18 protein-coding genes and 2 pseudogenes are annotated in these 17,124 nt (G+C 62.0%); 10 read left to right on the top strand and 10 right to left on the bottom strand.

Annotation, left to right across the window (positions count from 1 at the left end):
• Positions 1–939 precede the first annotated feature (939 nt).
• On the top strand, positions 940–1,476 hold the full coding sequence (locus HCN58_RS21880; protein ID WP_171581459.1) for a DUF4112 domain-containing protein: 537 nt from the start codon (positions 940–942) through the stop codon (positions 1,474–1,476).
• A 55-nt stretch (positions 1,477–1,531) separates the two neighbouring features.
• Here HCN58_RS21880 and HCN58_RS21875 read toward each other — a convergent pair whose 3' ends face one another.
• The 5 genes from HCN58_RS21875 to msrA all read right to left on the bottom strand — a co-directional run bounded on the left by HCN58_RS21875 (position 1,532) and on the right by msrA (position 4,239).
• Complete coding sequence (locus tag HCN58_RS21875) at positions 1,532–1,813, bottom strand: hypothetical protein (RefSeq protein WP_057842144.1); 282 nt, start codon at positions 1,811–1,813, stop codon at positions 1,532–1,534.
• Between the two features lie 223 nt (positions 1,814–2,036).
• Positions 2,037–2,201: a DUF3309 family protein gene (locus HCN58_RS21870; protein WP_171581458.1), complete on the bottom strand. Its 165-nt coding sequence runs from the start codon at positions 2,199–2,201 to the stop codon at positions 2,037–2,039.
• A gap of 223 nt (positions 2,202–2,424) precedes the next feature.
• On the bottom strand, positions 2,425–2,799 hold the full coding sequence (locus tag HCN58_RS21865; protein ID WP_235983786.1) for a hypothetical protein: 375 nt from the start codon (positions 2,797–2,799) through the stop codon (positions 2,425–2,427).
• A gap of 301 nt (positions 2,800–3,100) precedes the next feature.
• Positions 3,101–3,511, bottom strand: coding sequence for a peptide-methionine (R)-S-oxide reductase MsrB (gene msrB / locus HCN58_RS21860; protein WP_171581457.1), 411 nt, complete (start codon positions 3,509–3,511; stop codon positions 3,101–3,103).
• Between the two features lie 8 nt (positions 3,512–3,519).
• The gene (gene msrA, locus HCN58_RS21855) at positions 3,520–4,239 is read right to left on the bottom strand and encodes a peptide-methionine (S)-S-oxide reductase MsrA (protein WP_171581456.1); all 720 of its coding nucleotides are present in this window, start codon (positions 4,237–4,239) and stop codon (positions 3,520–3,522) included.
• A gap of 234 nt (positions 4,240–4,473) precedes the next feature.
• Between msrA and HCN58_RS21850 the strand changes: the two genes are divergently transcribed.
• Positions 4,474–5,001 carry a hypothetical protein gene (locus HCN58_RS21850; protein ID WP_171581455.1) on the top strand — a complete coding sequence of 176 codons (528 nt, stop codon included), beginning with the start codon at positions 4,474–4,476 and terminating at the stop codon, positions 4,999–5,001.
• A 184-nt stretch (positions 5,002–5,185) separates the two neighbouring features.
• On the opposite strand, the gene HCN58_RS21845 is transcribed toward HCN58_RS21850, so the two are convergent.
• On the bottom strand, positions 5,186–6,301 hold the full coding sequence (locus tag HCN58_RS21845; RefSeq protein ID WP_171581454.1) for an ATP-dependent DNA helicase: 1,116 nt from the start codon (positions 6,299–6,301) through the stop codon (positions 5,186–5,188).
• A gap of 183 nt (positions 6,302–6,484) precedes the next feature.
• On the opposite strand from HCN58_RS21845, the gene HCN58_RS21840 reads away from it, so the two are divergent.
• The 8 genes and pseudogenes from HCN58_RS21840 to HCN58_RS21805 all read left to right on the top strand — a co-directional run bounded on the left by HCN58_RS21840 (position 6,485) and on the right by HCN58_RS21805 (position 13,524).
• Positions 6,485–7,696 carry an LLM class flavin-dependent oxidoreductase gene (locus HCN58_RS21840; protein ID WP_171581453.1) on the top strand — a complete coding sequence of 404 codons (1,212 nt, stop codon included), beginning with the start codon at positions 6,485–6,487 and terminating at the stop codon, positions 7,694–7,696.
• Positions 7,697–7,911: 215 nt separating this feature from the next.
• Positions 7,912–8,858: pseudogene (locus HCN58_RS21835) on the top strand (sulfonate ABC transporter substrate-binding protein).
• Between the two features lie 37 nt (positions 8,859–8,895).
• Positions 8,896–9,858 (top strand): sulfonate ABC transporter substrate-binding protein, encoded by a 963-nt coding sequence (locus HCN58_RS21830; RefSeq protein WP_171581452.1) that lies wholly within the window; start codon positions 8,896–8,898, stop codon positions 9,856–9,858.
• Positions 9,852–11,021, top strand: coding sequence for an FMNH2-dependent alkanesulfonate monooxygenase (gene ssuD, locus HCN58_RS21825; protein ID WP_376701206.1), 1,170 nt, complete (start codon positions 9,852–9,854; stop codon positions 11,019–11,021). Before HCN58_RS21830 ends, ssuD begins: the two co-directional genes overlap by 7 nt.
• On the top strand, positions 11,018–11,824 hold the full coding sequence (gene ssuC / locus HCN58_RS21820; RefSeq protein ID WP_171581450.1) for an aliphatic sulfonate ABC transporter permease SsuC: 807 nt from the start codon (positions 11,018–11,020) through the stop codon (positions 11,822–11,824). Before ssuD ends, ssuC begins: the two co-directional genes overlap by 4 nt.
• Before the next feature lie 7 nt (positions 11,825–11,831).
• Positions 11,832–12,677: an ATP-binding cassette domain-containing protein gene (locus HCN58_RS21815; RefSeq protein WP_171581449.1), complete on the top strand. Its 846-nt coding sequence runs from the start codon at positions 11,832–11,834 to the stop codon at positions 12,675–12,677.
• Positions 12,678–12,684: 7 nt separating this feature from the next.
• Positions 12,685–13,268, top strand: a pseudogene (locus HCN58_RS21810) (flavin reductase family protein).
• Positions 13,269–13,344: 76 nt separating this feature from the next.
• The gene (locus HCN58_RS21805; RefSeq protein ID WP_171581448.1) at positions 13,345–13,524 is read left to right on the top strand and encodes a hypothetical protein; all 180 of its coding nucleotides are present in this window, start codon (positions 13,345–13,347) and stop codon (positions 13,522–13,524) included.
• 81 nt (positions 13,525–13,605) lie between these two features.
• On the opposite strand, the gene flbD is transcribed toward HCN58_RS21805, so the two are convergent.
• From flbD to fliG, 4 genes are read right to left on the bottom strand one after another with little or no spacing between them, the layout of a single operon-like run.
• On the bottom strand, positions 13,606–14,985 hold the full coding sequence (gene flbD / locus HCN58_RS21800) for a sigma-54-dependent transcriptional regulator FlbD (protein ID WP_171581447.1): 1,380 nt from the start codon (positions 14,983–14,985) through the stop codon (positions 13,606–13,608).
• Between the two features lie 57 nt (positions 14,986–15,042).
• On the bottom strand, positions 15,043–15,393 hold the full coding sequence (fliN, locus tag HCN58_RS21795) for a flagellar motor switch protein FliN (protein ID WP_171581446.1): 351 nt from the start codon (positions 15,391–15,393) through the stop codon (positions 15,043–15,045).
• 19 nt (positions 15,394–15,412) lie between these two features.
• Complete coding sequence (locus HCN58_RS21790; RefSeq protein WP_171581445.1) at positions 15,413–16,039, bottom strand: FliH/SctL family protein; 627 nt, start codon at positions 16,037–16,039, stop codon at positions 15,413–15,415.
• On the bottom strand, positions 16,039–17,121 hold the full coding sequence (gene fliG / locus HCN58_RS21785) for a flagellar motor switch protein FliG (RefSeq protein WP_171581444.1): 1,083 nt from the start codon (positions 17,119–17,121) through the stop codon (positions 16,039–16,041). Before fliG ends, HCN58_RS21790 begins: the two co-directional genes overlap by 1 nt.
• Between the last annotated feature and the right edge of the window lie 3 nt (positions 17,122–17,124).

The raw sequence follows: 17,124 nt of genomic DNA, 5'->3' as shown, positions 1-17,124 counted from the left end.
CCCGTCAGGAGCAAAGGCGCATCGGAGCACTCAACGGCTCGCTTGGCGCGAGCCTCTGGAATGACGAAGAGTGTCTTCCGATAACGGAGCGCCGTAGAGTGGGCAAAGGCGCCCTTGTGCCCACCAATCTATCATCGAGAACGCTCGTGATGGTGGGCACGCTTCTGCCTTCGCTCATGGAGCTACGGCGGTCGTTGTCGCTTTGCCCGCCCTACGGACTGCGAGCTGATTTGCCTCGCGCCCAAGCGAAATTTCAATGCGCGGTCGCGACCAATTGGCACGACGGGCAAATCACCAGAAGTCTGTCCAGTCTCTCCAACAAGATATTCCGTTTAACATCGCGAGCAAATCATCGGCATAACTCCGCCCGTCTCACCCGATGGAAGGGCGGCTCGCGATCGTCACGAACGTGCGGTGAGATGCGATGGACGCTGAATGCGCAAAACGGCGAAGTCGTGTGGTTCTGGCGCCGCGGTGCTGGCGTTAAGTTGCGCAAGGTTCATCTCGCGCGGCGACGGTGGCAAGAAAGCCGTCCACCGGGGAGAGCTCGAAGTAAGCCGTAAAGTCATTGCGCAGGGAAGGCCGGAGTGTTTCCCCTGTACCTGTATGCGCGTATGCGTTCTCTTTTGCGCACGTTGCACATGAGACCGGGGGGCAGCCAGCACCCGGTCTTCCCTGCGCCCTCTGAATGAGAGGGCGGGAAGTTGATAGCAAAACTCGGGCGCAATGCGCCGCGAAGTCGCGAAGTCATACTCGGTTGTCATCGTCCGCGAAGGCGGACGATCCAGTATTCCAGAGACGTTAGTGACTGGACCGCTAAGCCGCGGCGTACTGGATCCCCGCCTTCGCGGGGATGACAGCGTTGACCTTTCGGATCCGATCCACGCAAAGCAGCGACCGCATGACGCAACTTGTACCTCGCATACGCGTTACCATCTGATGATCATGCCAGACGACGAAATCTATACACCGCCCCGTTCGCGTTCCGGACCATCTTCCCGGACGCGCGCGCCCGGACGTGGCCCGGTCATCGACCAGGAGGGGCGCGAACTTCCCGAGGCGAACCTGCACACGCGGTTCGAGGGAATGCGGTTCGACTTCGGTCATTCCGCCGCCAATCCGTTCGGCGAGCTGACGCGCGAGCAGCGGATCGCACGGCTCGACGCCATCGCCAAATTGCTGGATGTCGCGTTCATCGTGCCCGGCACCAATTTCCGCTACGGCATCGACGGGCTGATCGGCCTGATCCCGGTGGTTGGCGACATCATCACGACGGCGATTTCGCTGTGGGTGGTGCGCGAGGCGCGCGCGCTTGGCGCCCCCTGGCACATCACGGCGCGGATGCTGGCCAATGTCGCGGTCGACGGCGCGGTTGGCCTCGTTCCGGTCGCCGGCGACGCCTTCGACGTCATGTTCCGCGCCAACGTCCGCAATGTGCGCATGCTCAAGCGCTGGCTCGACAAGCAGCCGCGCTAACAAAATCGCCCCCGGGACGATTCCCAGGGGCGCGTTGTTTGGAAAAATGGAAGCTTTAGGCCGCGTCGGCCTTGTCGTCGGTGGCGGCCGGGCGCGGACGACGCGGCAGCGGGAACGCCTCGCTTTCATAGAGCGAGCGGATGCCGCTCTGGTCGAAGCGGGCTTCCTCGACCTGCAGATAGGCGCCATTCAGCGAGTCCGCAGGCAATTCCTCGATCGCGAAGCGAACCGCTTCCGCCGCGGTGCCAAAACGCCGATAGGCAAACCCGGCCCGCTTCTTCTTGCGGATCGCGGCGGGAAACAACTCGGCGGCGGTGTTGTAGCTGAATGGACGCATGGACGGTGACCTCAATCTTTTTGGCTCTTTTCGTGTGAGCAATGGGGATTGGATGACGGTGGGCCACAGTGGCGGGCCACGCCGTGCACGTCATTTCATGGCCCAATATAAGCTTCTTTGACAAAAATGCGACCCCTGATGCCCGACATCGGGGGTGATGATGAATCCACGCATGGCTGCCGGGAACGCAAATTTAATCAAGTTTATTCAATGACTTATGGGCTCAAATCTTGCCGAGCAGCAGCAGGATCAGTACTACGATCAAAATCACGCCGACAAGCCCCATGCCGGAATGGCCGTAGCCGTAGCCATAGCCCCGGAAACGGCCGGAGAAGCCGCCCAGCAGGATGATGATCAGGATGATGACAAGTATCGTCCCAAGCGACATGGCGCGCTCACCAAAGGCCCGCGGGCGCTGCCCAGGACACTCCCGCGGCTATCATCAAAGCATACTCCGGGCCGCGAGTCCTTGGTCGATCCGCCGAAGAGCTAGGGGGACAGCGTCATTCCGGGGCGATGCGCAGCATCGAACTATGGTGCACCATTGCGCACCTGAGAATTTCGAGATTCCGGGTTCGCATCTTCGATGCGCCCCGGAATGACGCTTCGCGTCACCTCTTCGTCTCGTCGATCGGCAGCACCTTGAGCGGCGTCGCGTAGGGCTCGACGCGAAGCGAGTCGCTGGCGATCAGGCCGATCTTGTGCAGCGGCGCCTGTTCGAGATCGCCGCTTGAGGACTTGCGTACCGCGTACTGCCACGCGCTCATCGAGCCCTTCGCGACCAGCATTTTGGCGATGCCGCCGGCATTCTGGCCTTCGATCTGGGCGAGATCGCCTTCGCTGATCCCGATCACGATCTCGTCCCTGGTGGTGATGACCTTGAACAGGGAGACCTTGTCGGCGGCGTGGGCAGGCTGGATCACGACGCTCTCCATGATGAAGGTGGCTGCGCCGATACCGAGCAGCAGACGTTTGGAAATGTGCATGTCGATAATTTTCCTCATTCCGCGCCGGGGCAGGCCGGAAAAGACATCCGCACCAAACAAAAAACCCGCGCGACCAGCACTTGGTCGCACGGGGTGAAAGTCAGGTTCGAATGAAAGTTGAAATGATCTTTCTCGTCATTGCCGGCTTGCCGTCTTGCTAAAGCTTCGCCGGCCTCACGCTGTGGTGCCCGGCGAAGCTCTCGGCGTAGCCCGGGACCCGGCAATCCATCACTTCGCAAGAAGGCTTTTCTCGATGGATGCGCGGGTCAAGCCCGCGCATGACAGGTGGAGGACGCGGAAACTATTTCGGCTGCAGTTTCAACGCAGCCGAATTGATGCAATAGCGCAGGCCGGTCGGGCCGGGGCCGTCGTTGAAGACGTGGCCGAGATGGCCGTTGCATTTCGAGCACAGGACTTCGGTGCGGACCATGCCGTGGCTGAAATCGCGCTCCTCGTCGACATGGCTGTCCACGGCGGGTGCGGTGAAGCTCGGCCAGCCGCATCCGGAATCGAACTTGGCATCGGATTCGAACAGCGTCTGGCCGCAGCCGGCGCAAGTATAGGTGCCCTTGCGGTGCTCGTGCTCATATTCGCCCGAGAACGGCCGCTCGGTCGCCTTCTCGCGCAGCACGGCGTACTGCATCGGCGTCAATTCCTTGCGCCACTCGGCCTCGCTCTTGACGACCTTGCCGGATGTTTTGGTATCGGACATTTGCCCTCCTAATTGGTAGCCTTCGCGGTGCTCACCAGCGTCGGCTTCTCGATGTAATTCTCCGCAAAGATCTTCTTCAGGTTCTCGATCTTCGGGATGTCGTTGAAGACGATATAGGGTTGGTTCGGGTGCAGCGTCAGGTAGTCCTGGTGATAGTCTTCCGCTGGATAGAACCCCTGCAGCGGGCCGACCTTGGTCACGATCGGCTTCTTGTAGACCTTGGCGGCGTTGAGCTGGGCGATATAGGCCTCCGCCACCTTCTTCTGCTCGTCATTGGTGGTGAAGATCGCCGACCGGTATTGCGTGCCGGTGTCCGGGCCCTGGCGGTTCAACTGCGTCGGGTCGTGCACGACGGAGAAGAAGATCTGCAGGATCTTGCCATAGCTGATCTTCTTCGGGTCGTACTTGATCTCGACCGACTCGGCGTGTCCCGTCGTGCCGGTGCCGATCATGGTGTAGTTCGCGGTCATCTTGCTGCCGCCGGAATAGCCGGAGACCGCGTTGAGCACGCCGGCGGTGTGCTGGTACACGCCCTGGACACCCCAGAAGCAGCCGCCGGCAATCACTGCGGTCTGGATGCCGTCGGTCGCCTGAACGTCGACGGCGGGGGCCGGAATGATGACGGCTTCCTCCGAGGCGCGCGAAGGCGCGACGGCGAAGGCTGTAACGGCCAGCGCGCCGATGGCTGCAGCGGCGAGCGACAGGCGGCTGAAATGGCGAGGGGACATGGCTTCCTCTTTCGGCAATGGTTGGGGGCAGTAGAGCGGGACCTGCGTTTCGCAATCGGTTCAATTTACTCCGATGCCCAAGATACGCCGCGGGCTACCAATTGTTACGGCCTGCGCCACACGAGTTCGTGAATAAAGCTGCGCCCGCGCAAGGCCTTAAGGAACGGCGATCGGTCGCGCAGTGGCGCTATTGCCGTCGCTTTCGCTGGCTTGTTCGAACCGGCGTACTTGGCCGTGCGCGAACTCAAGGCTGCTTTAGAGGAAAATTGTACAATCGACCCGACGGCGTGGTTGTCCGAGAGAGGTGGGATCGACGGATGCGAGTTTCTCATTCTCACGATAAAGGACGGTCTCAAGAAACTAAATCATGTGTCCGATGGGAGCGCACGCGAAGGTCAACGTTTTTATATTGGAATGCAAGACGAGTATGAGCGATATCTAAATTTGCGACAACCTTATGCTGGGCCGATGGTTCGAGTGGAGATGCCCTCAAAAATAGAGATGGCGATGACTGAGGGAGAAAAGGAATTTGATATTGCAGCGAATGCAATGGAGATGCTGGCGAGCGATAATGCCGGACGAAAATTTGAAATCGTGGGAGCAATTAGTGGGTGTGTAACACGCGTCGTCGACGCGCGCATCTCAGGCGAGTTCGAGTACTTGCGGTCGATTACGGCATCCAATTTTCCGTGGGAGCCGGAAGGGGGCTATACGATGTTGGCCTCGAAACCAGAACACGCGCGGTGTTGGCATCTACTTTAGAGCAGGCCGACGTGGCTTCATAATGCCTGTCTGCGGTGAACTAACCTGCATCGATGTGCGGGCTGATAACTTGAATGCCTTCATCGACATAGGCAGCGAGAGATTTGGCATGAAGCTCATTGGGGGTACATGGGCTGCTGGTAATGAACTGGTAGAATAATCTAGAGCGATAGGAAGCGCCGGCTCACACCACCACGCTCAGCCGCTTCGCTGCGCGCGTGATGCCGGTGTAGAGCCACCGTGCCCGGCTGTCCTGGAACGCAAAGCTCTCGTCGAACAGCACCACGTCGTCCCATTGCGAACCTTGCGACTTGTGCACGGTGAGCACGTAGCCGTAGTCGAATTCGTCATAGGGCTTGCGCTGCTCCCACGGGATCGCCTCGATGCCGCCCTGGAAGCAATCATGGCGCACCGAGACCTTGGTTACCTTGTGGCCGAACTCCTCGTCGGGCGACAGCCGCATCGTCAGGATCTGCGATTTCGATCGCGGCTGGGTGCGCGACTTCACGCGCCAAAGCCCGCCGTTGAACAGGCCCTTCTTGCGGTTGTTGCGCAGGCACACGAGTTTGTCGCCCGCGACCGGCAAGGGATCCTCGATATTCTGCTTCTGCCTTACCCGCATGTTGTAGGCGCGGCGGGTGTTGTTGCGGCCGACCAGCACCTGGTCGGCGCTCATGACGCGGTCGGGATCCAGTTCGCTGCGCGGCACTACTTCACTCTCGCCGTGGCGGCCGATTTCAAGCTCGCGGCCCTCGCGAATGTCCATCGACATCCGAACGATCGGATCGTCCTGGGCCTGGCGATGCACCTCGGTCAGCATCGCGTCGGGCTCGCGATTGGTGAAGAAGCCGCCGCCCTGGATCGGCGGCAATTGCGCGGGATCGCCAAGCACGAGCAGTGGACAATCGAACGACATCAGGTCGCGGCCGAGTTCGGCATCGACCATCGAACATTCGTCGATGACGATCAGTTTCGCCTTGGAGGCCGGTGCGTCGTCCCACAACTCAAAGCTCGGCTGCTCGACGCCGGATTCCTTGGCGCGGTAGATCAGCGAATGGATGGTGGAGGCGTTGTCGCAACCCTTGTTGCGCATCACCAAGGCCGCCTTGCCGGTGAAAGCGGCATATTTCACCTCGCCATCGACGCCCTCGGCGATGTGCCGCGCCAGCGTGGTCTTGCCGGTGCCGGCATAGCCGAACAGGCGGAACACCGGCGGTGTGTCGTTCCGGCCCGGCTTGGCCTTCAGCCAGTCGGCGACGGCCTTCAGCGCGGAATCCTGATGCGGCGTAAAAATGGTCATGGGTCCAGATGGAGAGAAGAGCGGGCGGAAGGCCGCGACTCAACGCACTGTAAAGCTAACCATTCGCGCGTTCCATGCAAGACAACTTCCGTGACACGGAATTGCCATTTCGCGACCAAGGCTAGACTTGCGATTTGCGGAGAATACACTGTCCGAAAACAACAAGCGTTTTTGGGAGGCGTCATGAAATTCGGCATCTTTTACGAGCTGCAACTGCCACGTCCCTGGCAAGAGGGCGACGAGCTGCGGCTCTACCAGAACGCACTGACGCAGCTCGAGATCGCCGACCGGCTCGGCTACGACTATGCCTGGGTGGTCGAGCATCATTTCCTGGAAGAATATTCCCACTCACCCGCGCCGGAATGCTTTCTTGCCGCGGCCAGCCAGCGCACCAAAACTATCCGGCTTGGCCACGGCATTTTCCAGCTCACCACCAACCATCCCGCGCGCGTCGCCGAACGCGTCGCGGTGCTCGATCTCCTGAGCAATGGCCGCTGCGAATTCGGCATGGGCGAGAGTGCCTCGATCACCGAACTGACGCCGTTCGGCCGCGACATGGAAACCAAGCGCGAGGTGTTCGAGGAGGCGGTTCGGGCGATCTTTCCGATGTTCACCAGGGTCAGCACCGAGCATCACGGCAAATACTTCGATATTCCCCTGCGCAACGTGGTGCCGAAGCCGGCGCAGAAGCCGCACCCGCCGCTGTGGATGGCGTGCTCCCAGCTCCCGACCATCGAACGGGCCGGCGAGAACGGCTTTGGCGCGCTCGGCTTCCAGTTCGTCAGCGCTGACGCGGCGCATGCCTGGGTGCATGCCTATTACAATGCGATCACCAAGCGCTTAAAGAAGCTCGCCGATTACGAGATCAACCCGAACATGGCGCTGGTGTCGTTCTTCATGTGCGCGAAGACGGACGAGGAGGCGAGGGCGCGGGCCGATGGCGCCACCTTCTTTCAGTTCGCGCTGCGCTATTACGGCGCGTCGCAGAATCGGCAACGGCCGGATCCCGGCACGGTCAACATGTGGGACGAATATAATAAGTGGAAGCGTGAAAATCCCGAGGCGCAGGAGGCGGCGCTGCGCGGCGGCCTGATCGGGTCGCCGGAAACCATCCGCAAAAAGCTGCGGCGTTTCCGCTCATCCCACATCGACCAGGTGATCCTGCTCAACCAGGCGGGCAAGAATACCCATGAGCACATTTGCGAGTCGCTCGAATTGTTCGCCAAGGAAGTGATGCCCGAATTCCAGAACGACCCCGAACACGACGCCTGGAAGCAAGGCGTGATGAGCGGGGTGATCCAGCTCGAGGAGATCGACACCGAGGCATTCAAGGATCGCTACGGCAAGCTCGCGATCAATGTCGCACCGGCGGCAAAGGTGGCGGCGGCAGAGTGATCGTTTCATGAGCAGATGGAACTTCACGTCGCTGTGTTGAAAGAATTTCGCTGCTGTCAGCATGATCATTAAAACAATGAGAGCGCCTGATGCTCGCATGACAGTGCGGGCATCGTTATTTTTGCGAACTGCTCGACAGCTTCAATTGGTCGTCCCATCATCCTGACATCACGTGATCGCGTCGCCTTGCGAGCGTCATCGTCGGGAGAATTGGAATGAAGCGTCGTCAGTTCTTGGGATGGTCGGTTGTTGGCGCCATTGCCGCGCTGTCGTCGCGCGCAGCGGCGCAGGTGACCATCAAGGAAATCCGCATCGGTTACCAGAAGACCGGCGTGCTGGTGATCGCGCGCCAGCAAGGACTGCTGGAAAAGCACTTTGCGGACAAGCAGATCGCGATCAAATGGATCGAATTCACCTCCGGCCGCCGCTCTTGGAAGCGATGAGCACCGGAAGCGTCGATTTCGGCGCGGTCGGCGATACGCCACCGATTTTCGCGCAGGCTGCGAACGCCGACATCGTCTATGTGGCGGGATCACCGATCACCAACGGGCAGGGCATTCTCGTTCCCGGCCATTCGACGATCCGCACCATCGCGGACCTGAAAGGCAAGCGGATCGGGTTCACCAAGGGGTCCAGCGCACATAACGTCGTCATCGCGACGCTGGAGAAGGCGGGACTGACCTACGAGGATATCACACCGGTCTATCTGTCGCCGCCGGATGCGGGGCCGGCCTTTGTCAACGGCAGCATCGAGGCCTGGGCGATCTGGGATCCCTACTTCGCAATCGGCGAAAAGCGGCAGAATGGAAGGATCCTCGTTAACGCCTCCGAGGTGGCCAAGACCAACTCGTTCTATCTCGCCAATCGCGATTTTGCCTATAACAACGTCCAGCACACCCGCGCCGTCATCAAGGGGCTGGCGGAAGCAGCGCTGTGGGCGGAGGCGCATCGCACGGAGGTTGCGAATGCTCTCACCGCCGTGACGGGCGTGCCGCTGGAAGTGCAGACCGTCGCGGCGAACCGCGCCTCGTTCGTGATCGGCCCGGTTACCGACGAAATCGTCGAGACTCAGCAGGCGGTTGCCGATCGCTTTCACAAGCTGGGATTAATTCCGAAGCAGATCACCATTCGCGACATCGTCTGGCGGCTTGCCCAGACCTGATCCAGACAACACCGTTTTCACACCGGGAGAAATAACCATGCGTTGGTTTCAACGAATGATCGCGGCTGCCGTATTGTCGGCGAGCGTGGTCGCCGCGAGCGTCGGCGCCAGTTATGGCAAAGACCCCAAGCAGGACAAGGTGGTCCGCATCGGCTTCCAGAAATACGGCAAGCTGGTGCTGCTCAAGAGCCAGGGCACGCTGGAGGAAAAGCTGAACGCCGCCGGTTACAAGGTGGTCTGGACGGAATTTGCCTCCGGTCCGCCGCTGCTCGAAGCGCTCAATATTGGCGCAATTGATTTCGGCAACACCGGAGAAGCGCCGCCGATCTTCGCGCAGGCTGCGGGTGCGCCGATCCAGTATGTCGCCTATGAGCCGCCGGCGCCGAAAGGCGAGGCCATCCTGGTCCCGAAGGACAGCAAGCTGGCTTCCGTTGCCGACTTGAAAGGCAAGAAGGTCGCGCTGAACAAGGGCTCCAATGTGCACTATCTGCTGGTGAAGGCGCTGGAGAAGGCCGGCGTCAAATATTCCGAGATCGAGCCGGTATTCCTGGCGCCGGCCGACGCCCGCGCGGCCTTTGAGCGCGGCGCCGTCCACGCCTGGGTAATCTGGGATCCATTCCAGGCCGCCGCCGAAGCGGCCACCGGCGCGCGTACGCTCACCGACGGCACCGGCGTCGTTTCGAATTACCAGTTCTATTTCTCATCGAAGAAGTTCGCGGAAACCGATCCGAAGATCATCGATCTGGTGCTGGCTCAACTCGGCGACGTGGACGACTGGGCCAAGGGCGACATTCATGCCGTTGCCGAGCAGCTTGCTCCGGCGATCGGACTTTCCGTTCCGGTCGTCGAAGTCGCGCTGAAGCGGCAGTCGTACGGCATCAAACCAATCACCGAGAGCGTGATCGCCGACCAGCAACAGGTCGCGGACACGTTCTTCGCGCTGGGCCTTATTCCCAACCAAATCAAGATTTCTGACCTGGCACGGAGGTCCGGATCGTGAGCACGCAACCTAACGCCAATATCCTCTGGTTCCTGCCGACGCATGCCGATGGCCGCTATCTCGGCACCACCACCGGCGGACGCGAGGTCAATTTCAACTATCTGCGCCAGATCGCGCAGGCCGCGGACCAACTCGGCTATTTCGGCGTGCTACTGCCGACCGGGCGAAGCTGCGAAGATTCCTGGGTGGTCGCTTCGGCTGTTGCGCCTTGGACTGAGCGCTTGCGTTATCTCGTGGCGGTACGACCCGGCTTGCAATCGCCAAGCGTTGCAGCTCGCATGACCGCAACGCTCGATCGGGTGTCGAATGGACGTGTGCTGATCAATGTCGTGACCGGCGGCGATCCCGTCGAGAACAAGGGCGACGGCATCTTCCTGCCGCATGACGAACGATACGCTGTGACGCGCGAGTTCCTCAACGTCTACAGCGACCTGCTGGCCGGCAAGACCGTCAACGTCGATGGCAAGCATATCCGCATCGAAGACGGGCGCCTGCTGTTCCAGCCCGTGCAGTCGCCGCGCCCGCCGCTTTATTTCGGTGGATCGTCGGATGCAGGCATCGATGTCGCCGTCGATACTGTCGACAAATATCTGACATGGGGTGAGCCGCCGGCGCAGGTCGCCGAAAAGGTCGACCGTGTGAGAGCAGTGGCAGCTAGCCGAGGCCGCAAGCTATCATTCGGCATTCGCTTGCATGTGATCGTGCGAGAGACCAATGCGGAAGCCTGGAAGGCGGCGGATGAGCTGATCCAGCACGTTAGCGACGAGACGGTCGCCTCGGCGCAGAAGATCTTTTCGCGAATGGATTCGGTCGGCCAGCAGCGCATGGCGCAACTGCATGGCGGTCGCCGCGACAAGCTGGAAATCAGCCCCAATCTCTGGGCCGGTGTCGGCCTGGTGCGCGGCGGCGCGGGTACCGCATTGGTCGGCGACCCCGCCACGGTCGCGGCCCGGATCAGGGAATACCAGGATATCGGCATCGATACCTTCATCATGTCCGGCTACCCGCATCTGGAGGAAGCCTATCGCTTCGCTGAACTGGTGTTCCCGCTGCTGTCGCTGGAGCAGCCTAGCAACGTGACGCCGATCCGCGTCAACACCGGACCGTTCGGCGAAACCATCGGCAATGAATACCGGCCGCAGAAACAGGCGTCGCAGTCATGAGTCTGGTCGATAGTCTTCCGCGCGTTCGCGCCCCAAAACTGCCGCGGGCCGATGGCCTGATCCCCTGGATCGTGCCGCTCGCCATCATCCTGACCTGGCAGATCGCCTGCGTCACCGGCTTCGTCTCGGCGCGGGTGCTGCCGGCGCCGAGCGACGTTGCGCTCGCGGGGTGGAAGCTCGCGCTGTCGGGTGAGCTTGCGCGCAACATCTCGGTCAGTTTCTGGCGCGCCAGTGTCGGCTTTCTGATCGGCGGCAGTATTGGGTTCAGCTTCGGACTAGCCAATGGCCTGTCGCAACTTTCCAGCAAGCTTACCGACACGACGTTGCAGATGGTGCGCAACATCCCGCATCTGGCGCTAATCCCGCTGGTCATCCTGTGGTTCGGGATCGACGAATCCGCAAAGCTGTTTCTGGTCGCGCTCGGCGTATTCTTCCCGATCTACCTCAACACGCTGCACGGCATCCGCACGGTCGATCCGCAATTGATCGAGATGGGTCGGATCTACGGCATGAGCGATGGCGAGCTGTTCCGGCGAGTGATCTTTCCGGGCGCGCTGCCATCGATTTTCGTCGGCCTCCGATTTGCGCTCGGCATCATGTGGCTGACCCTGATCGTGGCGGAGACCATCGCCGCATCATCCGGTCTCGGCTACATGGCGATGCAGGCGCGCGAGTTCATGCTGATCGATGTCGTGGTGCTCTCCATCCTGATCTACGCGCTGCTCGGAAAACTGGCCGACAGTGCCTCGCGCGCGCTCGAGCGCTTGACGCTGTCCTGGCATCCGGCCTTCCAGAAGCATTGAGGATACTATGCAAGAAGCCCTTCGTTTCCGTCTGTCGGATAGCGAGCCTTTGGGCCGCGCCGAGATCATCGAGCAGGCGCGGTTTGGCCGGCGCGGCCCGAGAACGGTGTCGCGCGGCCTTTCGTTGACCATCCGGAATTTGAGCAAATCGTTCGGCGACAACGAGGTGCTGCGCGGCATCGACCTGCACATTCCGGCCGGCCAGTTCGTTGCCGTCGTGGGCCGCAGTGGTTGCGGCAAGAGCACGCTGCTGCGGCTGATCGCGGGTCTCGAGACAGCAACCGCGGGCAGCATCGATATCGGCGAGCAGGCGCGGGCCGAGGACATCCGCGTGATGTTTCAGGAGCCACGGTTGTTGCCTTGGGCGCGGGTGCTGTCCAATGTCGAAGTCGGACTGGGACGCGAACGGGCGTCAGTGGATGCACAGGCGCGGGCAGAAAGTGCGCTGGTCGAGGTCGGTCTTGGCGACAAGCGGGCGCAATGGCCGGCGGTTCTGTCCGGCGGACAGCGACAGCGCGTAGCGCTGGCGCGAGCACTGGTGAGCCGTCCGCGGGTGCTGGCGTTCGACGAGCCGCTCGGCGCGCTCGATGCGCTGACGCGGATATCGATGCAGCGGTTGCTCGAACGAGTCTGGCACGATCAGGGTTTTACCGCGATCCTGGTGACGCATAACGTGTCGGAGGCCGTGGCGCTGGCCGATCGGATCCTGGTCATCGAGAATGGCGGCATCGCCCATGACATCGACGTCGATATCCCACGCCCGAGGCGGCGCGGTTCGGCGGAGCTCGCCGCGCTGGAAGGCTCGATCCTGAAGAATCTGCTGCAAGGTACTGGAGATACGTCCGACCTGTGAGGTGGCCATGAACTCCATTGTCCGCAGCGTCTCGATCGACCGCGAGGTTTCCGCGGGCGATTTTCGCAATGCCATGCGTCGATTGACGGGTGGTGTCAGCGTCATTACCGCCGGGCTGGGCGGGAATTTTCGGGCATGACGGTGACTTCGGTGTCGTCACTCTCGGTCGACCCGCCGACGTTGATCGTCAGCATCAACCGCGACGCTTCATCGTGGCCGTTAGTAAAGCGCTATGGCTTCTTCGGCGTCAGCATCCTGACGTCGGACCAGGTCGATATCGCCGAGCGATTTACCGGCAAGGGCGGGCTGAAGGGCGTTGATCGCTTTGCCGGCGCGCAATGGACGATCGGCTCCTCCGGCGTGCCCTTGCTCGCAGGCGCCTTGGCGGCTATTGACTGTGAAGTCGAGGACATCGTCGAGCGTCATTCGCATGCGATCGTCATCGGCCGCGTGCTGGATGTGACGGTCTCGGTGCGCACCGCGGCGCTCGCCTATTGGCAGGGCCAGTACGTCGCGATTGACCGCGACGAGGACGCGCTCCGGCTTGCGGAAGTCAGCCTGCCCGCGTCGCGGGCCACGCGAAAGGCTTGAGGTAAGTGGTTGAGGTTCCGCGTTCTTCCGGCGATGCGGACTGGCTTTTTGTGATTCGACATTCTAGAAATCCGCGATGAAGCGGATTGCAGTTTGGGCATTTTACGGCGTAGGCGCCCTCGCGGTCGCCTATCTCGCGCTGTATGCCTATGCTGTTTTCACCGGGCGCGACCTGCAGCCCGGCGACCCCATCCACATTTTCCGCAAGCCCGACGCGCCGAGTTATTCCGGCATCTCAACGTCATTGCGGGCGTAGCGAAGCAATCCATCTTTCGGCAGAATGGAAAGATGGATTGCTTCGTCGCTTCGCTCCTCGCAATGACGGCGGAGGGATCTGCTACCCCGCGGCGATAAACCGCTGATGCTCGCCGGAGCCCGCCGGCGTAATCGGTATCCCGCCGTCGGCATATTCGTTCAGCTTGTTGCGCAGCGTGCGGATCGAGATGCCGAGGATGTTGGCGGCGTGCGTCCGGTTGCCTAGGCAGTGCTTCAGCGTCTCCAGGATCAGGTCGCGCTCCACGTCGGCGACGGTGCGGCCGACCAGAGCGCGGGTGACCTGCTCCGCGGCAAAGGTGGCGTGCGCCACGGCGGGCGCGGTTTTGGCGAGGTCGAGGCGGTCGCCGTCGGGGGTGAGGATCGCCTCAGCGCCGATCTCGTCGCCCTGCGCCATCAGCACCGAGCGATGGATGGTGTTTTCCAGTTCGCGGACGTTGCCCTGCCAGCGGTTCGAGGTCAGCACCCGCCGCGCGTCGGCGGAAATCGGCCGCAGCGGCACGCCGTTAGCATCGGCGTACTTCTTGGCAAAATGCTGCGCCAGTTCGAGAATGTCGGCCGGACGATCGCGCAGCGGCGGAATCTTCAGGTTGACGACATTGAGGCGGAACAGCAGATCCTCGCGGAAGGTGCCTTCGCGCACTGCGTCTGCGAGATTGCGGTTCGAGGTCGCGATAATGCGGATGTCGACCGGCACCGGCTTGGTGCCGCCGACGCGGTCGATCACGCGCTCCTGGATGGCGCGCAGCAGCTTGGATTGCAGGCGAACGTCCATCTCGGAGATTTCGTCGAGCAGCAACGTGCCGCCAGTGGCTTCCTCGAACTTGCCGATGCGGCGGGCGACGGCGCCGGTGAAGGCACCCTTCTCGTGGCCGAACAGTTCGGATTCCAACAGGTGCTCGGGGATCGCCGCGCAGTTGATGCTGATGAACGGCCGCTTGGCGCGGTTGGAGCGGGTGTGGACGTAGCGCGCCAGCACTTCCTTGCCGGTGCCGGATTCGCCGGTGATCATCACCGAGGCGTCGGAGCCCGCGACCTGCTGCGCGAGCTTGATGACCTTGCCCATGGCCTCATCGCGATAGACCAGATCACGTGAATCGTTTGCGACCGCGGCGAGCACGGCGGCGATCAGTTCGGGATCGGGCGGCAGCGGGATGTATTCCTTGGCGCCGGCGTGGATCGCGGCGACCGCGGCGCGGGCATCGTTGGAGATGCCGCAGGCCACGATCGGCACGTGGATGTGTTCGGCCTCCAGCCGCATCACCAGGTCTCGGATGTCGAGACCGACGTCGACCAGCAGCAGGTCGGCACCCTTGCCGCCGCGCAGGACGGCCATCGCCTGTTCGGTCGCTTCGGCATGGGTCACCGAAGCCCCGTTCTCCATCGCGATCTTGGTGGCGGTCGTGAGCTGGCCCTTCAGTGTGCCAACGATGAGAAGCCGCATGTCTATCTCCTGTCCGTCTGTTCGCGTCGCTTAAGGCGCGCGTATCGCCAAAAAATATTAGCTTCGCTCTGCTTTGATGATTTCCGTCATGGTCACGCCGAGCTTGTCTTCCACCAGCACGACCTCGCCACGCGCCACCAGGCGGTTATTGACGTAGATGTCGATGGCTTCGCCGACGCGGCGGTCGAGTTCGAGCACGGTGCCGGGTCCGAGCTTCAACAGCTCACCGACGTCCATCTTGGAGCGGCCGAGCACGGCCGAGACCTGCACCGGCACGTCGAAGACGGCCTCAAGGTCGGCTGCGATGCGCGAGGCCTGTTCGTCCTCGTTATAGGCGAGATCATCGACCGGCGGCGCGTCCGCGGCGTTGAGATCGGGTAGCGGTACCTGTGCGTCGATGTCACTCATGGTTCAGTCCTCATGGCCTTCACGTTGCGGCCTGATCGCGGGACGCCAGATAGCGTCCGACGAGTTCGCTGATCTTCGCTTCGATGGCCGCGCGCTCCAGCACCACGCCGCCGTCAGCCCATTCGATCCGGCAGTCGCCGGTGGCGATGCCGGGCTCCGCCAGGATCACCAGCCGGCCCTCGAAGCCGCTTTGGGCCGCCTGGCGTTCGATCTTCTCACGGGCGGCTTCATAGAGCTGGTCGTTGATGCGGACGACGAGATGCGGCGTGGCGACTAGATGCGCGAAGCAGTCGCTGACCAGCGCCACGATCTCGCCGAGCGGTTCGCGGGCGATCAGTTCGCTGCACAGCTTGCGCGCCACTGCGACCGCGACATCGACGGCCTCGGTTTCCATCCTGGCCTCGATGACGGAGAAACGCGTGGCGATGCCCCTGATGGCGATGCCGATCTCTTCCAGCGCCAGCGCCGAGCGGCGGCCGCTCTCGACTTTGGCCTCGTGCTGCGCCGCCTCGTAGCCGGCGCGGTAGGCACGTGCCTCGGCTTCCGCGACCTTCTGGGCGATCTCGGCGGCCGTGGCGGCACGCTCGCGCGTCCTGTCGGGCGCTGCGAAATCGGTGTCGAACAGGAATTTTGCGGGCGCGGCCATCAGTACACCAATTCGTCGTCGGCGCGGTTCTTGGTCAGGGTGATTTCGCCCCTGGCGGCCATGTCCTTGGCAAGATTTACGAGCAGCGCCTGCGCCTCGTCGACATCGCGCAGCCGCACCGGTCCCATCGCGGCCATGTCGTCCAGCAGCATCTTGCCGGCGCGCGAGGACATGTTGCCGAGGAAGAAGGCGCGCACCTCCTCGTTGGCGCTCTTCAGCGCAATGCCGAGCTTGTCCTTGTCGACGTTGCGCATCAGCGTCTGCGCCGAGGCGGAATCGAGCTTGATCAGGTCGTCGAAGGTGAACATCAGCGCCTTGATGCGCTCGGCGGATTCGCGGTTTTCCTCTTCCAGCGAGGTGATGAAACGGGTCTCGGTCTGGCGGTCGAAATTGTTGAAGATTTCGGCCATCACCTCATGGGCGTCGCGGCGACGAGTCTGAGAGAGGTTGGACATGAATTCGGTGCGCAGCGTCTGCTCGACGCGCTCGATGACTTCCTTCTGCACCGCTTCCATCTTCAGCATGCGGCCGACCACATCGAGCGCAAGGTCCTCGGGCAGAATCGCCAGCACGCGCGCGGCATGCTCCGGCTTCAGCTTCGACAGCACCACCGCGATGGTCTGCGGGTATTCGTTCTTGAGATAGTTGGCGAGCACCTCTTCCTGCACGTTGGAGAGCTTCTCCCACATGTTGCGGCCGGCGGGGCCGCGAATTTCGTCCATGATGCCGCTGACGCGCTCCGATGGCAGGTATTGCTGCAACAGCCGTTCGGTGGCGTCGAAGGTGCCCATCAGCGCGCCGGAGGCCGACATCCGCGAGACGAATTCGAGCAGCAGGTCTTCCACGACGTCGGCCTCGACGGTGCCGAGCGTCGACATGTGGATCGACAGCTCGCGCACCTCGTCGTCGGCGAGCAGCGACCATACCTTGCCGCCATATTGCTCGCCCAGCGCCAGCATCAGGATGGCGGCGCGCTTCGGGCCGCTCAGCGGCTTGCCCTTGGGCCGGGCGCTCTGACGGCTCGCCAACGCCGAAATGACGGTCGTGATGTCGTTAGCGTTCGTGGTTTGCGGTACGGCCATCTC

This window comes from Bradyrhizobium australiense, from assembly GCF_013114825.1.
GTDB lineage: Bacteria > Pseudomonadota > Alphaproteobacteria > Rhizobiales > Xanthobacteraceae > Bradyrhizobium > Bradyrhizobium australiense.
This window is presented reverse-complemented; position numbering and strand designations above follow the sequence as displayed.

What these genes read in the sequence shown, in the direction of transcription:
- HCN58_RS21880 (WP_171581459.1), top strand. Translation starts at nt 940, where the DNA reads ATGATCATGCCAGACGACGAAATCTATACACCGCCCCGTTCGCGTTCC.
- HCN58_RS21875 (WP_057842144.1), bottom strand. Translation starts at nt 1,813, where the DNA reads ATGCGTCCATTCAGCTACAACACCGCCGCCGAGTTGTTTCCCGCCGCG.
- HCN58_RS21870 (WP_171581458.1), bottom strand. Translation starts at nt 2,201, where the DNA reads ATGTCGCTTGGGACGATACTTGTCATCATCCTGATCATCATCCTGCTG.
- HCN58_RS21865 (WP_235983786.1), bottom strand. Translation starts at nt 2,799, where the DNA reads ATGCACATTTCCAAACGTCTGCTGCTCGGTATCGGCGCAGCCACCTTC.
- msrB (WP_171581457.1), bottom strand. Translation starts at nt 3,511, where the DNA reads ATGTCCGATACCAAAACATCCGGCAAGGTCGTCAAGAGCGAGGCCGAG.
- msrA (WP_171581456.1), bottom strand. Translation starts at nt 4,239, where the DNA reads ATGTCCCCTCGCCATTTCAGCCGCCTGTCGCTCGCCGCTGCAGCCATC.
- HCN58_RS21845 (WP_171581454.1), bottom strand. Translation starts at nt 6,301, where the DNA reads ATGACCATTTTTACGCCGCATCAGGATTCCGCGCTGAAGGCCGTCGCC.
- HCN58_RS21840 (WP_171581453.1), top strand. Translation starts at nt 6,485, where the DNA reads ATGAAATTCGGCATCTTTTACGAGCTGCAACTGCCACGTCCCTGGCAA.
- HCN58_RS21830 (WP_171581452.1), top strand. Translation starts at nt 8,896, where the DNA reads ATGCGTTGGTTTCAACGAATGATCGCGGCTGCCGTATTGTCGGCGAGC.
- ssuC (WP_171581450.1), top strand. Translation starts at nt 11,018, where the DNA reads ATGAGTCTGGTCGATAGTCTTCCGCGCGTTCGCGCCCCAAAACTGCCG.
- HCN58_RS21815 (WP_171581449.1), top strand. Translation starts at nt 11,832, where the DNA reads ATGCAAGAAGCCCTTCGTTTCCGTCTGTCGGATAGCGAGCCTTTGGGC.
- HCN58_RS21805 (WP_171581448.1), top strand. Translation starts at nt 13,345, where the DNA reads ATGAAGCGGATTGCAGTTTGGGCATTTTACGGCGTAGGCGCCCTCGCG.
- flbD (WP_171581447.1), bottom strand. Translation starts at nt 14,985, where the DNA reads ATGCGGCTTCTCATCGTTGGCACACTGAAGGGCCAGCTCACGACCGCC.
- fliN (WP_171581446.1), bottom strand. Translation starts at nt 15,393, where the DNA reads ATGAGTGACATCGACGCACAGGTACCGCTACCCGATCTCAACGCCGCG.
- HCN58_RS21790 (WP_171581445.1), bottom strand. Translation starts at nt 16,039, where the DNA reads ATGGCCGCGCCCGCAAAATTCCTGTTCGACACCGATTTCGCAGCGCCC.
- fliG (WP_171581444.1), bottom strand. Translation starts at nt 17,121, where the DNA reads ATGGCCGTACCGCAAACCACGAACGCTAACGACATCACGACCGTCATT.